The organism is Sphingomonas sp. (assembly GCF_042095875.1).
In the GTDB taxonomy this organism is placed as follows: Bacteria; Pseudomonadota; Alphaproteobacteria; order Sphingomonadales; family Sphingomonadaceae; genus Sphingomonas.
This window is the reverse complement of the sequence record NZ_JBELMJ010000005.1, coordinates 71,847-88,275: the sequence shown is the minus strand read 5'-3', so window position 1 is coordinate 88,275 and position 16,429 is coordinate 71,847. Positions and strand designations below refer to the sequence as shown.

At 71.1% G+C, this 16,429-nt stretch carries 17 protein-coding genes and 1 tRNA gene; 3 read left to right on the top strand and 15 right to left on the bottom strand.

All coding sequences use genetic code 11. The features are described from left to right. Window positions 1–228 precede the first annotated feature (228 nt). Window positions 229–1,512, top strand: a complete 1,284-nt coding sequence (locus tag ACFDS6_RS03410; protein ID WP_375270699.1) for an MFS transporter — start codon at window positions 229–231, stop codon at window positions 1,510–1,512. Between the two features lie 6 nt (window positions 1,513–1,518). Here the strand turns inward: ACFDS6_RS03410 and rsmD are convergent, their stop codons facing one another. Together rsmD and ACFDS6_RS03400 are read right to left on the bottom strand one after the other, a co-directional pair. Beyond that, entirely contained in the window at window positions 1,519–2,064 is a 546-nt protein-coding gene (gene rsmD / locus ACFDS6_RS03405) for a 16S rRNA (guanine(966)-N(2))-methyltransferase RsmD (protein WP_375270698.1), read from the bottom strand. Next, window positions 2,061–3,563: a pseudouridine synthase gene (locus tag ACFDS6_RS03400; RefSeq protein WP_375270697.1), complete on the bottom strand. Its 1,503-nt coding sequence runs from the start codon at window positions 3,561–3,563 to the stop codon at window positions 2,061–2,063. Before ACFDS6_RS03400 ends, rsmD begins: the two co-directional genes overlap by 4 nt. A gap of 97 nt (window positions 3,564–3,660) precedes the next feature. Between ACFDS6_RS03400 and ACFDS6_RS03395 the strand changes: the two genes are divergently transcribed. Both ACFDS6_RS03395 and ACFDS6_RS03390 read left to right on the top strand, forming a co-directional pair. Next, a complete protein-coding gene (locus ACFDS6_RS03395) occupies window positions 3,661–4,095 on the top strand; it encodes a response regulator (RefSeq protein ID WP_375270696.1) in 435 nt (144 codons plus the stop codon). A 104-nt stretch (window positions 4,096–4,199) separates the two neighbouring features. Continuing rightward, the gene (locus ACFDS6_RS03390; protein ID WP_375270695.1) at window positions 4,200–5,549 is read left to right on the top strand and encodes an MFS transporter; all 1,350 of its coding nucleotides are present in this window, start codon (window positions 4,200–4,202) and stop codon (window positions 5,547–5,549) included. Between the two features lie 6 nt (window positions 5,550–5,555). On the opposite strand, the gene ACFDS6_RS03385 is transcribed toward ACFDS6_RS03390, so the two are convergent. From ACFDS6_RS03385 to ACFDS6_RS03325, 13 genes are all read right to left on the bottom strand, one after another. Beyond that, entirely contained in the window at window positions 5,556–5,981 is a 426-nt protein-coding gene (locus ACFDS6_RS03385) for a DUF6628 family protein (protein ID WP_375270694.1), read from the bottom strand. A gap of 70 nt (window positions 5,982–6,051) precedes the next feature. Further along, window positions 6,052–7,380, bottom strand: coding sequence for a bifunctional folylpolyglutamate synthase/dihydrofolate synthase (locus tag ACFDS6_RS03380; protein ID WP_375270693.1), 1,329 nt, complete (start codon window positions 7,378–7,380; stop codon window positions 6,052–6,054). A gap of 81 nt (window positions 7,381–7,461) precedes the next feature. Continuing rightward, entirely contained in the window at window positions 7,462–8,325 is an 864-nt protein-coding gene (gene accD / locus ACFDS6_RS03375) for an acetyl-CoA carboxylase, carboxyltransferase subunit beta (protein ID WP_375270692.1), read from the bottom strand. Continuing rightward, complete coding sequence (trpA, locus tag ACFDS6_RS03370; protein ID WP_375270691.1) at window positions 8,322–9,125, bottom strand: tryptophan synthase subunit alpha; 804 nt, start codon at window positions 9,123–9,125, stop codon at window positions 8,322–8,324. The genes accD and trpA overlap by 4 nt, the downstream gene beginning before the upstream one ends. Further along, on the bottom strand, window positions 9,125–10,372 hold the full coding sequence (gene trpB, locus ACFDS6_RS03365) for a tryptophan synthase subunit beta (RefSeq protein WP_375270690.1): 1,248 nt from the start codon (window positions 10,370–10,372) through the stop codon (window positions 9,125–9,127). The genes trpA and trpB overlap by 1 nt, the downstream gene beginning before the upstream one ends. Next, a complete protein-coding gene (locus tag ACFDS6_RS03360) occupies window positions 10,369–11,007 on the bottom strand; it encodes a phosphoribosylanthranilate isomerase (protein WP_375270689.1) in 639 nt (212 codons plus the stop codon). Before ACFDS6_RS03360 ends, trpB begins: the two co-directional genes overlap by 4 nt. Window positions 11,008–11,056: 49 nt before the next feature. Beyond that, the gene (locus tag ACFDS6_RS03355; protein ID WP_375270688.1) at window positions 11,057–11,284 is read right to left on the bottom strand and encodes a hypothetical protein; all 228 of its coding nucleotides are present in this window, start codon (window positions 11,282–11,284) and stop codon (window positions 11,057–11,059) included. A gap of 14 nt (window positions 11,285–11,298) precedes the next feature. Beyond that, a complete protein-coding gene (gene pyrF / locus ACFDS6_RS03350; protein ID WP_375270687.1) occupies window positions 11,299–11,973 on the bottom strand; it encodes an orotidine-5'-phosphate decarboxylase in 675 nt (224 codons plus the stop codon). After that, window positions 11,973–12,308, bottom strand: a complete 336-nt coding sequence (locus ACFDS6_RS03345) for a lipopolysaccharide assembly protein LapA domain-containing protein (protein ID WP_375270686.1) — start codon at window positions 12,306–12,308, stop codon at window positions 11,973–11,975. The genes pyrF and ACFDS6_RS03345 overlap by 1 nt, the downstream gene beginning before the upstream one ends. A gap of 41 nt (window positions 12,309–12,349) precedes the next feature. Then, window positions 12,350–14,668 (bottom strand): patatin-like protein, encoded by a 2,319-nt coding sequence (locus ACFDS6_RS03340; RefSeq protein ID WP_375270685.1) that lies wholly within the window; start codon window positions 14,666–14,668, stop codon window positions 12,350–12,352. Next, window positions 14,665–15,363 carry an endonuclease/exonuclease/phosphatase family protein gene (locus ACFDS6_RS03335; protein ID WP_375270684.1) on the bottom strand — a complete coding sequence of 233 codons (699 nt, stop codon included), beginning with the start codon at window positions 15,361–15,363 and terminating at the stop codon, window positions 14,665–14,667. The genes ACFDS6_RS03340 and ACFDS6_RS03335 overlap by 4 nt, the downstream gene beginning before the upstream one ends. 54 nt (window positions 15,364–15,417) lie before the next feature. Next, a tRNA-Thr gene (locus tag ACFDS6_RS03330) sits at window positions 15,418–15,493 on the bottom strand. Window positions 15,494–15,542: 49 nt separating this feature from the next. After that, window positions 15,543–16,418 (bottom strand): hypothetical protein, encoded by an 876-nt coding sequence (locus ACFDS6_RS03325; protein ID WP_375270683.1) that lies wholly within the window; start codon window positions 16,416–16,418, stop codon window positions 15,543–15,545. Between the last annotated feature and the right edge of the window lie 11 nt (window positions 16,419–16,429).

Genomic DNA, 16,429 nt, shown 5'->3' with positions numbered 1-16,429 from the left:
GGCCCTGCGTCGAGCCGCCCCGTAGTTCAGGGAAGGGACCGGCCGAGGGGGGAGTTGCCCGATCCGCGTGCCGGCGCCCAACAGGGGGAAAAGCGCCGACGACCTTGAGATAGGCGCGACGTGTTGCGCGCGTGTTGCAGCCGGGCGCGATTTCGTGACCGCGGCGAAATGTCGGGTGGGTGGCGGTTGCGCGTTGACGCGGGGCCGGTCGGTTCCGATGACGCTGCCATGTCCAGCCCCGCCTCGCATCAACGCATCCTGCTCGCCAGCCTGGTCGGCACCTCGGTCGAGTTCTACGATTTCTACATCTACGCGACTGCGGCGTCGCTGGTGTTCGGGCCGCTGTTCTTCCCGAGCGAGGACGCGTCGGTGCAGCTGCTCGCCTCCTACGCCAGCCTGGCGGTGGCGTTCTTCGCACGCCCGGTGGGTGCCTGGGCGTTCGGCCACTACGGCGACCGGATCGGGCGCAAGTCGACGCTGGTCGCGAGTTTGATGCTGATGGGCGGGTCGACGCTCGCGATCGCGTTCCTGCCGACCTACGCGACCGCGGGGCTGCTGGCGCCGGTCCTGCTATGCGTGCTGCGGTTCGGGCAGGGGTTCGGGCTGGGCGGCGAATGGGGCGGGGCGGCGCTGCTGGCGGTGGAGAATGCGCCGGCGGGGAAGCGCGGGGGCTACGGTATGGTGCCGCAGCTCGGCGCGCCGGTCGGGTTCATCGCGGCTAACGGGTTGTTCCTGGTGATCGGGCTGGTGATGACGCCGGCGCAGTTCCTGGCCTGGGGATGGCGCGTGCCGTTCCTGCTGTCGGTGGTGCTGGTCGGGCTGGGGCTGTGGGTCAGGCTCAAGATCAGCGAAACGCCCGCCTTCGCCGCGATGGTGGAGGAAGGCCCGCCGCCGACGGTGCCGATGGGCGAGCTGCTGCGGCATCACTGGCGGCGGGCACTGGGCGGGACGTTCGGCGCGGTGGCGTGCTTCGCGGTCTATTACATCGCGACCGCCTTCGCGCTCGGCTACGCGACCAAGACGCTGGGGGTGAATACGCAGGGGTTCCTTGGGCTGCAGCTGGCGGCGATCCTGTTCATGGCCGTCGGGATCGCGCTGTCGGGAGTGTGGGCGGACCGGACGACGCCGGGGCATGTGCTCGCCTGGGGCTGCGTCGGCGCGGTGGTGGCAGGGTTCGTGCTGGTGCCGGGGCTGGGGTCGGGGTCGATGCCGGCGATGTTCGCGAGCCTCGCCTTCGCGCTGTTCGTAATGGGGTTCGTCTACGGGCCGCTCGGCGCGTGGTTGCCGGGGCTGTTCCCGGCGCGGGTGCGCTACACCGGCGTCAGTCTGGCGTTCAACATGGCGGGGATCATCGGTGGCGGGCTGACCCCGGTCGCGGCGCAGTGGCTGGTGCAGCGCGGCGGGCTGGCGTGGGTCGGCGGGTATCTGGCGGTGCTGTCGCTGACCAGCCTGGCGGCATTGCTGCTGATGCGCGAGGGGCGCGCGCGCCCGGCGGTGCTGCCCGGCGTGTAGTGTGGCTCAGGCGTCGCGGCGCAGGACCGTCAGGCGCGCGCGGCCGTACTGCCGCTCCGCGTCGACCACGTAGCCGGCGAGCGCGATCGGCTCGGCGCGGCCGGTCTCGATCGTGAGCCAGGTCGCGTGGCCGATCCAGCCGAGCCGCGCGAGCTTATCCGCCGCGACCGCGCCCGCGCCCGAAGCGTAGGGCGGGTCCATCATCACGACGTCGAGCGGGGCGGGCGCGGGGCCGAGCGCCAGCACCGAGCCCGCGCGAACCGTCGCGCGCGTGCCCGCGGCGAGCGTCGCGACGTTGGCGCGCAGCGCGTCGAGTGCGGCGCGGTCCTGCTCGACGAACAGGCACGAGGCGGCGCCGCGCGACAATGCCTCCAGCCCCAGCGCGCCCGAGCCCGCGAACAGGTCCGCGACCGCGAGCCCGTCGAAGCTGCCGACGCGGCTGGCGAGCATCGAGAACAACGCCTCGCGCGTGCGGTCGGCGGTGGGACGCGTGGTGTCGCCCTTGGGCGCGGTGAGCGCGCGGCCGCGCCAGTCGCCGGCGACGATCCTCACTTGCGCGGCTTTCCGGGGCGCGTGCCGGGCTTGGCGCCCCCCTTGGGCTTGGCGCGTGCCCAGCCGGGCTTGCGCTCGGGCCGCGGCGGGCGCGGCGCGTCGCTCGGCTCGTCGTGGCGCGGCCTGACGGGCTTGGCCTGAGCATCGGTGGGCGCATGGCGGCCCTGGCGCTGCGATCGGCCGCCTTCGGGACGCGCGGTGTCCCGAGCGTTGCGTGGATCGCGATCGTCGGGCGTCGGTCGCTGTCGCGCGCCGCGCGCGGCGGTGTCGCGGAACGGGCGTGCGGCGTGCGTCGGGTCGATCGCGCCCGAGCGGTTGCGCAAAGTGGCGCGATCGCTGCTGCGCTCGCCCCGCATGGCGAGGTCCGGACGGGCGCGCGGCTGTTCGGCGGAGGGTGCGGGGCGAGGAGGTTGGATCTGACGGCGGGTGCGCGCGGCGTCGGGTTCGTTGGTGTTCTGCGGCGCGCGGGTACGGCCTCTCTCGCCGAACGCCGGTGCGCGCGGGGTGGTGCGATCCTTCTCGCCGGACGCGCTGCGGGCGGCACCTGTGCCGAAGGCGCCGCGGGTCTGGACGCGATCGCTGCCGGCCCGCGGTGCGTGAGTCGGGTCGTAGCCGGCACCCCGCGCGGATGCGGGCGCACGGTCGCTCGTCGGCTCCGGCAGGCGCTCGGCACGCGGGCGAGAAGACGTGGCCGGTCGCGCAGCGGAGCCGGGGCGGATCGCGCTGGCCGTGATCGTGCCGGCCTGCTCGGGCGCGAGCCGTGTGTTGCCCTTAAGGCTGTTGCGAAAGGCGACGAGGTCGGCGCCGCGCACCTCGCCGATGCCGCCGACGGGCAGGTCGCCCATGACGAACGGGCCGTAGCGCGTACGGATCAGGCGGCTGACCTGGAGCCCGAGGTATTCGAGTACGCGGCGCACCTCGCGGTTCTTGCCCTCGGTCAGGATCATCTCGACCCAGACGTTGGCGCCGGTGCGGCGTTCGAGGTTGGCATCGATGCTGCCGTAGCGGATGCCGTCGATTTCGACGCCGTCGATCAGCGCCTCGAGCTGCGCCTGCGTGATGTCGCCGTAGGCGCGCGCGCGATAGGCGCGCTCGACCCCGGTCGAGGGTAGTTCGAGCTGGCGCTTGAACTCGCCGTCGGTGGTGAGGAGCAGCAGCCCCTCGGTGTTGAGGTCGAGGCGCCCGACCGGCACCAGCCGGGGCAGGTCGGCGGGCAGGCGATCGTAGATCGTCGGGCGGCCCATCGGGTCGCGCGCGGCGGTCAGGTAGCCCGCGGGCTTGTGGAACAGGAACAGGCGCGTCGGCTCCGCCTCGGCGACGGGTTCGCCATCGACCGTGACGCCGGCGAGCGTCGCCAGCAGCGTCGCGGGCGTGTCGAGCCGCTCGCCGTTCAGCGCCACGCGGCCGTCCTCGATCATGCGTTCGACGTCGCGACGCGACGCGACGCCCGCGCGCGCGAGCAGTTTGGCGATACGGTGCAGCGACGTTTCCTCGGCCATTCGCCCGCCTTAGCGCCGCGTGTTCGAACGCTGTCAAATATTTGCGACCGAAATCACGCTTTTGCGTTGTGGGAGCGTAACGATGGAAGCGTCACGCATGTTGTTCGGACGAAAGCAGCGATTGATCACCCGGCTGCTCGTCGTCGAGGACGAGCCGTTGATCGCGTTCGACACCGAGCGGATGCTGCGCGAGCACGGTTACGAGGTGATCGCCACCGTCGACCGGGTGGCGGACGCGCGGCGCGAAATCGCGGGCGCGACCGAGAAGGTCGACCTGATCCTGGCGGACGTGCGGCTGGCGGACGGCAGCGGCATCGACGTGGCGCGCGCGGCGGGCGAGCGGTCGATCCCGGTGATGTTCGTCACCGGGACGTGCCCGCCCGAGGCGCGCGCGCTGGCAGTCGGCTTCCTCGCCAAGCCGTTCCAGGAGCGCGACCTGCTGGGCGCGATCGACGCGGTCGACGCGGCGATGGCGGGACGCGCGACGAAGCGGCTGCCGCAAGGGTTTGAGCTGTACGTCACGCCCGACTGACACGTCGCCGCCGGCGTCGGGCCGCGCGCGTCGCAAATGCGTTGGTGGCTTACCTGCCCATCTTTTCCCGCTAGGGTCCGGCGCAAATCGCGTAGGAGCAAGTGATGGCGTCAGCGCCGGGATCGGTGAACGGAAAGCGGCAGACATGGCGTGACGGCGTCGCGCCCTACTTCGAGCGCGCGCCGCTGGCGTCGCTCGCGCTCGGTATCTCGTCCGGCTTCCCTTATTCGATGATCGCGGCCACGCTGACGACGCGTCTGTCGCAGGCGGGCATCGACAAGAAGACGGTCACCGCGTTCAGCCTTGCCTTCCTCGTCTACAACCTGAAGTTCCTGTGGGCGTGGCTGGTCGATGGCGTGCGGATACCGGTGCTCGGGCGCATGGGGCAGCGCGTGTCGTGGCTGCTGCTCGCGGGCGTGCTGGTCATCGCGGCGGTCGCCAATCTGGCGCTGGTCGACCCGAGCGCGTCGATCTCGGCAACGGCGACCGCCGCGATCCTGGTCGGCGTGGCGGGGGCGACATTCGACATCGTGATCGACGCCTATCGCATCGAGATACTGGAGCCACGGCGATTGGGCGTGGGTTCGGGCATGAGCCAGTACGGCTGGCGGATCGGATCGGCCGGCGCGGGCGCGCTCGCCCTGGTGATCGCGGCGCGGCACGGCTGGGCGGCGGCGTACCTCGCCTGCGCCGCACTGGCGCTGCCCGCAATGGTCGCGGGACTGCTGCTCGGCGAGCCGGTGCGACGCCAGGTGCGCGGCGAGCGGCGGGGCCTGGCGAGCGCGATCCGCGCGATCTGGCAGCCGTTCGCGGAGTTCTTCGCGCGCAGCGGCGCGTGGCTGGTGCTGCTTTTCATCCTGATCCACAAGGTCGGCGACACGCTGGCCAATCTGACGTTCCGGCTGTTGTTCGACGATCTGCGGTTCAGCAACGACGAGATCGCCTTCTTCGACGTCGGCGTCGGGTTCTGGGCGTATCTGGTCGGCATCTTCATCGGCGGCGTGCTGTACGCGCGAATGGGGCTGAAGCGCTCAGTGCTGCTCAGCCTGGTGCTGATGGCAGTGAGCAACCTGTCGTTCGGGCTGCTGGCCGCGAGCGGGCACAGCAACGTCGGGATGGCGGGCGCGATCGGGTTCGAGAACATCGCCAGCGGCATCGGAGGCGTGACGCTGGTGGCGTATTTCTCCGCGCTGACCGACCTGCGCTTTACCGCGGCGCAGTATGCGCTCATCTCGGCGGCGACGAGCGTGGTCGGGCGCGTCCTGACGGGAACGACCGCCGGGTTGCTGGTGGAACGGCTGGGCTACGTCGAGTTCTACGTGCTCACCACGGTGCTGGCGCTGCCCGGCGTCGCGCTGTTCTGGTGGATGAGCAGGGCGGGGTTGATCGACCGTTCGGTCGGCAGCGCCGGCATCGAGGGCGGGGGCGACGCGCGCGACGGGGCGCCGCGGTGACGCCGATCAGGCGCTGATCGGGTGCCCCTCGTCGGTGAAGGCGGCGGCGAGCGCGGCGGCGCTGGCCAGCACGCCGTCGACGCGGCGATGGCCGAGCAGGTCCTGCATCAGCAGCAGCGCGGCGTCCGGCGCGAACTCGACCCGCGCGAGGACAGACAGCAGCGCGCCTTCCGAGGCGGTCATGCGCGCGCAGCAGCACGGCGCGATCGCGATCGGCATCGACGAGGTCGCGGCCATGTCCGCCATCAGCGCGCGCGCGAGCGTCAGCGGACGCCGGAAGCCTTCACCGAAGGTGGTGACGAAGACGTGGGCGGCGCGCGCGTCTCCGAGGCCGTTCGCCCCCATCCGCCGAATCGCGAACAGCGCGACGCGCGCGTTGGCACAGGATGGCAGCGTGTTGGGCAGGGCAGACAGCGTGGCGGTGGTGGTCATCGCGAGCGACTCCTTCTCGTCCGCACATCCTCCCCGCTTCGCTATTGCAAGTCAATCGCAATCAGGACTGTCAGCTCGGTAGTTCGTCGTTGCGGGCGAGGACGTCTCCGGCGAGGTAGAGCGAGCCGGCGATGAGGATGGGTGTTTTCTCCGGCCCATCAGTGTCTTGCGCGACGATCTTGAGTGCCTCGGACACGTTGCTTGCCTCGTGTGTCGATGGGATGGCGAACTGTCTGGCGATGTCGACGAGCGCGGCCGGTGCGTGGCTCGCGTGGTCGGGAACGGTAATGGCGACCACACGCGACAGTAGCGGCGCGATCGGTTGCAGAAAGCCTGCCGCGTCCTTGTTCGCGAGCATGCCGAGGATCAGGGTCGTGTCACCACGGATGCCGAGTTGCGGCAACGCCTGAGCGAGCGCCGCGCCGGCAGAGCTGTTGTGGCCGCCGTCGAGCCAGAGCGGCGTCCCGGACGGCAGCAGGTCGACGAGCGGGCCGGGCGAGAGGCGCTGGAGTCGCGCGGGCCAGAATGCGCCGGCCGAGGCGGCGGCGATAGCCTCAATCGGTACCATCAAGGCGCGCTGGTGGCGCAGCATCGCGGTGGCGAGTGCGAGATTGTCGGCCTGATGCGCGCCGTGGAGGCGCGGCAGCGGGAGCTCGAGCGCGCCGCGTGCGTCGCGGTACTGGAGCGTCGCGTCGTCCAGCTCGCCGTGCCACGCGACACCGCGCGCAAGCAGGAGAGCGCCGCGTCGGTCGGCCATATCGGCGATGACCGCCGCGATCTCGCGCGGGTAGGACATGGTGACGAGCGGAACGCCCGGCTTGGCGATCCCGGCCTTCTCCGCGGCGATCAGCGGCAATGTGTCGCCGAGGAACGCCTCGTGATCCATGCCGAGCGCGGCGATGCCGCATGCCGCCGCGGTCGGCAGCACGTTGGTCGCGTCGAGCCGTCCGCCGAGCCCGACCTCGATCACGCAGGCGTCGGCGGGCGTGCGCGCGAAGGCGAGCAGGGCGGCGGCCGTGGTCACCTCGAAGAAGCTCGCGCCGATGTCTCCCGCGACGTCGAGCACTTCGGCGAGCAGCGAAGCGAGCGCGGCGTCGTCGATCAGCCTGCCGGCGAGACGGATACGCTCGTTGAAGCGGACGAGGTGCGGGCTGGTATAGGCGTGGACGCGGTAGCCGGCAGCCTCTAGCGCGGCGCGCAGGAAGGCGCAGGTCGAGCCCTTGCCGTTGGTGCCCGCAACGTGGAACACCGGTGGCAGGTCGCGCTGCGGATCGCCGAGCCGCGCGAGCAGCTGCGTGATGCGCCCCAGCCCGAGCACGTCCGCACCGGGCGAGAGCGCCCACAGCCGGTCGAGTTGCGCCTGGACGGCGGGGTCGGCGGAGCGGGCATGGTCGGGCAAGAGGACGTTCCCGGATTGCGGCTACGGATCAGCGTGCGGCTCACCGCGCCGGACCGAGCCGACGCGGCGAGCCGGCGATCCTCAAGCGGCGCTGCGTTCCGCGCAGAGATAGCCGATCACGCTGGAGAGGCGGTCGCGCAGGTCCTTGCGGTGGACGACCATGTCGATCATGCCGTGCTCGAGATAATATTCGCTGGTCTGGAAATCGTCGGGCAGCTTCTCGCGGATCGTGTTCTCGATCACGCGGCGGCCGGTAAAGGCGAGCGTCGCCTTGGGCTCGGCGACATGGATGTCGCCGAGCATCGCGTAGGCCGCCATGACCCCGCCCGAGGTCGGGTCGGTCAGCACGACGATATAGGGCAGACCGACGTCGTGGAGCATCTGGATCGCGACGGTGCTGCGCGGCATCTGCATCAGGCTGAGGATGCCTTCCTGCATCCGCGCTCCGCCCGAGGCGGTGAAGACGACGTAGGGCGCGTGATCGGCGATCGCGGCCTCGACACCTTGGATGAACGCTTCGCCCACGGCCTGGCCCATCGAGCCGCCCATGAAGGCGAAGTCCTGGACGCCGATCACGACCTTGCGCCCGTGGATCAGCCCGCGCGCGTTGACGAACGCGTCCTGCTCGCCCGTGTCTGCGCGCGCCGCCTTGAGCCGATCGACGTAGCGCTTCGAGTCGCGGAACTTGAGAGGATCCTCGGGCGCCTTGGGCGGGGCGAGCGGTTGCGCGGTGCCGTCGTCGAACAGGTAGGCGAAGCGCTCGGCCGGGCCGATGCGATCGTGATGGTCGCACGTCGGGCAGACGTGGAGGTTCTCCTCCAGCTCCTTGGTGAAGACCATCGTCCCGCAGCCCTTGCACTTGTGCCACAAATTCTCGGGTGTCTGTTGCTTGCCCGCCGGAACAATGGCGGACAAGGCGTTGCGAACATTGCTTAACCAGCTCATCGTGCTGCTTCCTTGCGGGCCGAGGCGAGCGCGTCGGACAGGCCGCGAACATAGGTGGTGACGTGGGCGGGCGCTTGCGTGCCGTGCGCCGCGACGATCTCGACGATCGCCGAGCCGACGACGACTCCGTCGGCGACCGCGCCGATTGCGCGCGCCTGATCGGGTGTGCGGACGCCGAAGCCGACGGCGACGGGCACGTCGGTCGCCTGCTTCAACCGCGCGACCGCCTGCTCGATCGACGCCTGCTGCGCCTGCTGCAGGCCGGTGATGCCGGCGACCGAGACGTAGTAGAGGAAGCCGGACGCGCCGTTCACCACTTCGGGCAGGCGCGCAACGTCGGTGGTCGGCGTGGCGAGGCGGATCAGGTCCAGCCCGGCGTCGCGCAGCGCGGGGCCGAGCGCGTCGTCCTCCTCGGGCGGTACGTCGACGCAGATCACGCCGTCGACGCCGGCCTCGCGTGCAGCGTCCGCGAACCACGCGGCGCCGCGCCGCAGCATCGGATTGGCGTAACCCATCAGCACCAGCGGCACGTCCGGGTGACGCGCGCGAAAGCCCGCGGCGATGCCGAGGATGTCGGCGGTCGTCGTGCCGCCTTCGAGGCTGCGGATGTTCGCGGCCTGGATCGCGGGGCCGTCCGCCATCGGGTCGGTGAAGGGCATGCCGAGTTCGATCACGTCCGCCCCGCCCGCGACCAGCGCGTCGAGGATCGCGGGCGTGGTCGCGACGTCTGGGTCGCCGGCGGTCACGAAGGTGACGAGCGCGGGACGGTCGGCGCGAAAGGCGTCGGAGAGGCGCGACATCAGATCGCCACCCCGAGCGCCTCGGCCACGGTAAAGATGTCCTTGTCGCCGCGACCGCACAGATTGGCGAGGATCACCTGATCGCGTCGCATTTCCTTCGACTTGGCGGCGACGGCTGCGATCGCGTGCGAGGGTTCGAGCGCGGGGATGATCCCTTCGACACGGCAGAGCAACTGGAAAGCTTCGAGTGCCTCGCGGTCGGTGACGCTGGTATAGGTGACGCGGCCGATGTCCTTGAGCCAGGCGTGCTCGGGGCCGATGCCGGGATAGTCGAGCCCGGCGGAAATCGAGTGCGCTTCCGCGATCTGTCCGTCGTCGTCCTGAAGCAGGTAGGTCTTGTTGCCGTGGAGCACGCCGGGGAAGCCGCCGGCGAGGCTGGCGGCATGCTTGGCGTCGAGCCCTTCGCCCGCTGCCTCGACGCCGAGCATCTGCACGTCGGCGTCGTCGAGAAAGGGGTGGAATAGGCCGATCGCGTTCGATCCGCCGCCGATCGCGGCGACGAGCAGGTCGGGCAGGCGACCGGTGCGCGACAGCATCTGCGCGCGCGCTTCGCGCCCGATTACGCTCTGAAAGTCGCGGACGAGTTCGGGATAGGGGTGCGGCCCCGCCGCGGTTCCGATGATGTAGAAGGTGTCGTGGACGTTCGCGACCCAGTCGCGCAGCGCCTCGTTCATCGCGTCCTTCAGCGTGCGCGCGCCACTCTCCACTGCGCGGACCTCGGCGCCGAGCAGCTTCATGCGGAACACGTTGGGCGCCTGCCGCTCGATGTCCTTCGCGCCCATGTAGATGACGCATGGCAGGCCGAAGCGCGCGCAGACGGTTGCGGTCGCGACGCCGTGCTGCCCCGCGCCGGTTTCGGCGATGATGCGGGTCTTGCCCATGCGGATGGCGAGCAGGATCTGGCCCACACAATTGTTAATCTTGTGCGCGCCGGTGTGATTGAGCTCGTCGCGCTTGAACCAGATTTCCGGCCCCATGCCGCCCGGCGCGCTGTCGCGCAGCGCCTCCGTGAGCCGTTCGGCATAGTAGAGCGGGCTGGGGCGGCCGACGTAATGTTCGAGCAAATCGTCGAACTGCGCCTGGAACGCCGGATCGTCCTTCGCCGCGCGATAGGCGCGCTCGAGTTCGAGGATCAGCGGCATCAGCGTTTCCGCGACGTAGCGGCCGCCGTAGTCGCCGAAATGGCCGCGCGAGTCTGGCTGCTGGCGGAAGCTGTTGGGCGCCGCGAGTTCGGATAAAAGCGTCATAGTCGGGCGACCGATTGCAGGAAGGTGGTGATCTTGTCCACGCTCTTGACGCCGGGCGCGTCCTCGACGCCCGACGAGGTGTCGACCAACGTGGCGCCGGTACGCGCCACGGCCTCGGCGACGTTCGCCGCATCGAGCCCGCCCGACAGGGCCCAAGGCAGCGGCGAACGGAAGCCGTCGAGCAGCGACCAGTCGAACCGCACACCCATGCCGCCGGGCAGCGCCGCATCCGCGGGCGTCTTGGCATCGAACAGCAGGCGGTCGGCCGCGCCAACCTGAGAGCGGGCGGCGTCGAGGTCGGCGCGGGTCTTGACCGGGATCGCGGCCCAGGTCTTCAGCCTGGTCAGTTGCCGCAGGTGGGCGACGCGCGCGGCTACGGTCCCGTGAAGCTGGATCGCGGACAAGCGTCCGGCTCGTGCGGCGCGCGCGATCGTTTCGTCATCGGGGTCGACGAAAACGCCGACGCGGGTGACGTGGTCGGGTATTCGCGCGGCGAGCGCGGCGGCCTGCTCGAACGACAGGTCGCGCGGCGAGGGCGGGAAGAAGACAAACCCGACGTGAGTCGCGCCGCCTGCCACCGCAGCGTCGATGGTGGCGGGCGTCGAGAGCCCACAGATCTTGGCGGATAACGGCATGGACGGCGCCTTAGCAGCGGGAAGCCGCCAGCACCAACGCGACGAGCGATCACGGCATCGCGAGGCTGGCGAGTTCCTCCACCGTGATGCCGTACGTCCGGCAGATGTGGTCGCGGAGCGCGCGCTTGGCGACCGCCATCTCGGCGTAGGCGGCCTCCTCGGCCGCCTCGGCGGCGTGATTGATCGTGAAGCGGTCGGGGACGAGCGTGCTCCAGGTGAGATTGTGGCGCCGCGCGGCGGCGCGCACATCGTCCACCAGCGCGTGACCGTCCTCCATGCCGATCGCCTCGTTCACAGCGTCGCGGCGATTGCGCGCGCGGCCTTGTCGGGATCGCTCGCCTGGGAAATGGGGCGACCGATCACGAGCATGGAGGCGCCGTCGTCGAGCGCGCGGCGCGGCGTCACAACGCGTTTCTGGTCGCCGGTCGCGCCATCAACGGGACGGACGCCGGGGACGACGAAATAGCCCTTCGGCCAGGCGCGGTGCGCCGCCTGTACCTCTGCGCCCGAGCAGACGATGCCATCGAGCCCCGCCTCGCGCGCGAGATCGGCGAGGCGCAGGACGTGATCGTGCGCGCTGCCACCGACGCCGATCGCGGACAGGTCGCCGTCGTCGAGGCTGGTGAGCATCGTCACCGCCACCACGCGCGTGGCGGGATGCGCCGCAGCCTTGGCATCCTCCAGCATCGCGCGGCCGCCGCTGGCGTGGACGGTCAGCACGGCGGGCCGGAGCGGGGCGAGCGACTGCACCGCTTTCGCCACAGTGTTGGGGATGTCGTGGAGCTTCAGGTCAAGGAAGACGGGCAGGCCGATGTCCTCGATCGCGCGGACGCCGGCGGGACCGTTGGCGCAGAAGAACTCGAGCCCCAGCTTCACGCCGCCGACGTGATGGCGCACCTTCTGCGCCAGCCCACGCGCGCGGTCGAGGTCGGGCGTGTCCAGCGCGACGAAGATGCGGTTGGACATCAGATCGTCTCAGGCGCGGCGGTCGAGGGGGCAAGAGCGGCGGAGGGCGGCGGCGGCGCAGGCTCGGGCGACGCGGCGTCGATGATCGAGCGGGTGCTCGCCAGCGCGCGCTCGGCGGCGGAGAGCCGCTGGCGCAGCCGCCAGCGCACGACGTGCTGGTAGATCAGCGTCGGCACGAACCCGAGCAGGAAGGTGAGCAGCAGCAGAAGCGGAAGATTGATCTCCATCACCAGACCGCCGAACAGCTGGATCGACACCGTGGTCCAATTGCCGAAGGTGAACACCGCGGCGATGAACGCCAGCAGGCACCAGAACAGGATCTTCAGGAACTGCATCGCCCGCGACGCTATCGCGGGCGGGCGACTTTGGCCAGCCTTCAGCCGAGTTCGCGCCGCAGCGAGGCGACGAGGGCGGGCACGGCGGAGAGCCGCGGCTCCTCCTCGTCGAGGATGGCGAGGAATGCGGCGCGCTTGATCGCGGCGACGCGGCCGGCGCGCAGCCGCGCGGTCGCGGGCAGCGTGGAGACCGCGATGTCGATCATCCGCTCGGCCCCGTGCAGGCGACCCCATAGATAGTCGTTCTCGCGGTAGGCGCGGCTGAAGAAGGCGCCGAAGCTGTTGTACTGGATGCCTTTCAACGTCGCTTCCGCGCCGCCGCTGCGGATCGACCGCGCATCGTCGGGGGAGATGCGGTCAACGCGGATCCGATCATACTCGTCGGTGCCCTCGCCCTGGAGCAGCGGCAGCGTGGCGACGTCGACGTAGGGGAAGCCGAGGTAGTTGAGCAGCATCGCGCGACGCCACTCGCGCGGCAATTCGGCGAGTGCGGCGGCGATGCGCGCGTCGGTCTGCGCGTCGAGATCGGTCAGGTCCAGCGCGGTGCCTAGGGCGCCAAGCAGCGGCTCGGCATCGTCGCGCAGCGCGCGCACGGCGTGGCGCAGCGCGCGGTGCGATTCGGGCCGGCGCGCGTCGAGGTAGCTGGCGAGCGAGTCGTAGACGGCGCGGCGCAGCGGTTCGAGCGTCTCCGCGCCCGCCTCGCTCTCCGCCTCTCCGATGCGGCGCGCGAGCAGGCGGAGGCGGCGGACGCGGAAGTCGAGATCGAAGGTGCGCAGGAACGCGATCGTCGCCTCGCTGCCCTCGCCGATGAAGACGGCATTGGCGGTGACACCGCGCGCGGCGAGCGCCTGGTCGATCCGCGCGCGCGTGTTGCTCCAGCGCTGCGCACCCGGCGCGCCGCCGATCGCGTGGAGCAGCGTGGCGACGAACTCGACGACATTGGCGGTCTTCAGGTGGCCGTAGCCGGCGTAGGAGAAGCCGGCGCGCTCGGCAGCGGCGGTCTGCGCGCGCCGTCGCCACGCGACCAGCCGCGCGGCAGTCGGGCGATCGAGGAAGAAGGTGCGGCCGAACAATTGCTCGATCTCGCGCTCGACGTTGGGACGGATCGCCTCGAGGATCGTCCGCATCCGCTCGATGCGGCGCGACCGCTCGGCGAGCGCCTCCAGGTTGTCGCGGATCGGTTGCTGTCGTGGCAGCTCGCTGATCGCGCCCAGGATCGTCTGAAAGAAGCCGGGCACGCCGTCGCTCGCGCCGGATAGGCGGAACTTGGTACCGGGCGAGGGGTCGATGTAGACGAACCGCCGGTCGATCTCGCGCCGCGCGGGACGGTTGCGCAGCGCGTCGATCGCGGGGCGGAACGGCGCGTTGGCGAGCACGGAGCCGTCTATCAGCGCGGTCTTGTCGATCGTGTTGGCGGCCGATTGGCGCGGCAGCACGCGGCGCAGGAAGGCATCGCGGCTGGGCCAGTCCGCGCCGCGCGTCTCGATCACCCGGTCGAGTTCGGCGACGGTGAGCGGGGGAAAGGCGCCGGGGAAGCTGGAGGTCGCGCGCGCGGCGAAGGTCAGCTCGGCCGCGTCGGCGAGCGTGTCGCAGCTCGCGCCGTGGTCGGTGAAGGGGAAGACGAGGCGGTGCTCGGTCTCGGTAACCTCGGGCGGCGAGTGCAGCTCCAGCCGTTCGGGGTGGCCGGTGAAATCGGTGACGGTGACGAACAGATCGAGCGGCTGCCCCGGCGGGAGCAGGCGGGGCCCGCGCGGCGCGGTCGCCATCGCGTCGAACGCGTCCAGCAGCATGGCGGTGAAGCCCGCGCCGGAGAAGGGCGGCTCGAACCAGCGCGAGCGGATGAAGTGCGACATCTTGGCGCGCACTTCCTCGCGCGTGGGCTCGTCCAGCGCGTCGAGCTGATCGGCGCTGCGCCCCGCCGCCATCCAGGCGATCGGCAGCGCCCAAACCTTGGAGAAGCGCGAGGCGGGTGCGGCGTCGGCGTCGATCAGCCGCTCGACATCGGCGCCGTCGAGCCACAGGTCGGTCAAGGGGTCGAGCGACTGGCCGGCGGCGATCGCCTGCGCCAGGAAGATGCCGTTGATCCCGCCCGCGCTGGCGCCGGCGACGATGTCGGGCAGGATGCGGAGCGAGATGCCGGCCGTGTCGCCCATCTCGGCCAGCAGGTCGGCGTAGACGCGCGCGGAGCCGGACAGCGCCTCTCCCGTGTCGTGGTGCGCGCGGCTGGCGCGGGCGAGGTGCCAGACCTCCTTGGTGATGCCGTGCATGTAGACCGCGAGGCTGATCCCGCCGTAGCAGACGAGCGCGAGCCGCAGTTCCTTGTCGCGTGGGCGCGGCGGCGGTGGCGCGTCGTCGCTCACGCGGCCGTGATCTCGGCCCAGATCGGCAGGTGGTCGGACGCGCGGCGCGCGGCGGCGCTGGCATGGACGCCGCACGCGGTGATGCGCAACTCGCGCGAGGCCATGATGCGGTCGAGCCGCGCGATCGGGCGGCGCGCGTGGAAGCTGGGGCCGGTCTCGGCGAAGGCGAAGCTGTGCGCGAAATCGCGCAGGCAGCCCGACCCGCGGCTCCACTCGTTCAGGTCGCCCATCATCACCGTCGGGTGCTGTCGTGCGCTGGCCGCCACGTGCGTCAGGATGGTGTGCGCCTGCCGCCGCCGCCACAATCCTGAGAGGTCAAGGTGCATGCCGACGACGCGCACGGTGGCGTCGCGCACGGTGACGTCGGCCATCACCGCACCGCGCGGTTCGAGCGCGGGGAGGTGGAGCACCTCGCAATCGTCGATCGTCGCGGAACGGCGCACCAGCAGCGCGTTGCCGTGCCACCCCGAGCTGAGCGCGCGGACGCCGAAGCCGACCGCCTTCCACCCGCCATGCTCCTCCAGCAGGTGCGGGGTGATGACCGCGGCGCGGGTGCCGAAGCGGCGATCGGCCTCCTGCAGCGCGACGATGTCGGCGTCGATCTCGGACAGGACGTCGAGGATGCGTTGCGGGTCGCGCCGGCGATCGGTGCCGATCCCCTTGCGCATGTTGTAGCTCGCGACCTTGATCTTCATTGTATCGCCGAAACGATCCGCCGGGGTGGCGGTTGCACGATCGGTGGGGCAGGGTGGTGCCGGTTGCAGGAATCGAACCCGCGACCTTCGGTTTACAAAACCGCTGCTCTACCAGCTGAGCTAAACCGGCGCCGTGCGGCGATGCCATGCGACAGGCACGCGCGCGCGTCCAGCCCCTTTCAGGGGACGCCGAAGGTCCAGCCCTCGATGCGCGCGACCTCGGGCGTCAGCGCGGCGGGGTGCCAAATTTGGGGCCGCGCAGACGCGACGCGGAGCCAGGCGGCGGCGAGCAGCGCGTCGCTTGCGTGGTCGTCGATCGCGCCGGTGTCGGGCAGGGGAAAGCTGCCGAGCCTGGCGAGCGCTGCGTTGAGCGCGGCGGTGTCGCGCAGCTTGCTGCGACCGGCGGGCACGCCCGCCTCGCGCGCGGCGAGGCTGGTGTAGATTTCGAGCACGAGGCTGCCGCGCCCGGGATCGGGGTCGAACGGCCAGACGGGCAGGCGCCCGGCGAGGCGATGGAGCATGCGCATGCCCGTCAGGCTCGACTTGCCGACCTGCGCCGCGCCGACGAGATTGAGGTTGCTGACCGGGTTGAGCCCGAGCGTCGCCTGCGCGTGCTCGGCGACGCGCCAGCGCCCGCGACCGGGCGGGAACAGGTCACCGGTGCGACCGCCGTGACGGCGGAAGTGGCGCGACGCCTGGTGGTGATCGACGAAGCTGGAGGCGGCGAGATGCGGATCGTCGGCGCAGATGCGGTCGACCAACGCCCAGAGCGAGCGCGCGTCGGGCGGGCTCTCGGGCCATTCAGGAAAGAAGCCGCCGCGGTCGAGGAAGGGCAGCGAGGCGCCGAGGTCGAGGCCGACCAGTGTGTCCGCGGGCAGATCGTCGAGGAGCCAGGCGAGCACGTCGGCGCGCGACCAGAGGTGGTCGGGGCGGACGAGGGTCGGCGCGGTGCTGCCCGCCTCGCATAGCGCGACGCGGATGCCGCGCTGCCGCTCGCCGACCGCGCCCGACCAGTCGATCCCGGCGAAGTGGCGGAAGCGCGGCTGCGTACTCACCCGTGCTCGGC

Excerpts from the sequence above, each read along its gene's own strand:
- ACFDS6_RS03410 (WP_375270699.1), top strand. The coding sequence starts at position 229 with ATGTCCAGCCCCGCCTCGCATCAACGCATCCTGCTCGCCAGCCTGGTC.
- ACFDS6_RS03400 (WP_375270697.1), bottom strand. The coding sequence starts at position 3,563 with ATGGCCGAGGAAACGTCGCTGCACCGTATCGCCAAACTGCTCGCGCGC.
- ACFDS6_RS03395 (WP_375270696.1), top strand. The coding sequence starts at position 3,661 with ATGTTGTTCGGACGAAAGCAGCGATTGATCACCCGGCTGCTCGTCGTC.
- ACFDS6_RS03390 (WP_375270695.1), top strand. The coding sequence starts at position 4,200 with ATGGCGTCAGCGCCGGGATCGGTGAACGGAAAGCGGCAGACATGGCGT.
- ACFDS6_RS03385 (WP_375270694.1), bottom strand. The coding sequence starts at position 5,981 with ATGACCACCACCGCCACGCTGTCTGCCCTGCCCAACACGCTGCCATCC.
- accD (WP_375270692.1), bottom strand. The coding sequence starts at position 8,325 with ATGAGCTGGTTAAGCAATGTTCGCAACGCCTTGTCCGCCATTGTTCCG.
- trpA (WP_375270691.1), bottom strand. The coding sequence starts at position 9,125 with ATGTCGCGCCTCTCCGACGCCTTTCGCGCCGACCGTCCCGCGCTCGTC.
- trpB (WP_375270690.1), bottom strand. The coding sequence starts at position 10,372 with ATGACGCTTTTATCCGAACTCGCGGCGCCCAACAGCTTCCGCCAGCAG.
- ACFDS6_RS03360 (WP_375270689.1), bottom strand. The coding sequence starts at position 11,007 with ATGCCGTTATCCGCCAAGATCTGTGGGCTCTCGACGCCCGCCACCATC.
- ACFDS6_RS03355 (WP_375270688.1), bottom strand. The coding sequence starts at position 11,284 with ATGGAGGACGGTCACGCGCTGGTGGACGATGTGCGCGCCGCCGCGCGG.
- pyrF (WP_375270687.1), bottom strand. The coding sequence starts at position 11,973 with ATGTCCAACCGCATCTTCGTCGCGCTGGACACGCCCGACCTCGACCGC.
- ACFDS6_RS03345 (WP_375270686.1), bottom strand. The coding sequence starts at position 12,308 with ATGCAGTTCCTGAAGATCCTGTTCTGGTGCCTGCTGGCGTTCATCGCC.
- ACFDS6_RS03335 (WP_375270684.1), bottom strand. The coding sequence starts at position 15,363 with ATGAAGATCAAGGTCGCGAGCTACAACATGCGCAAGGGGATCGGCACC.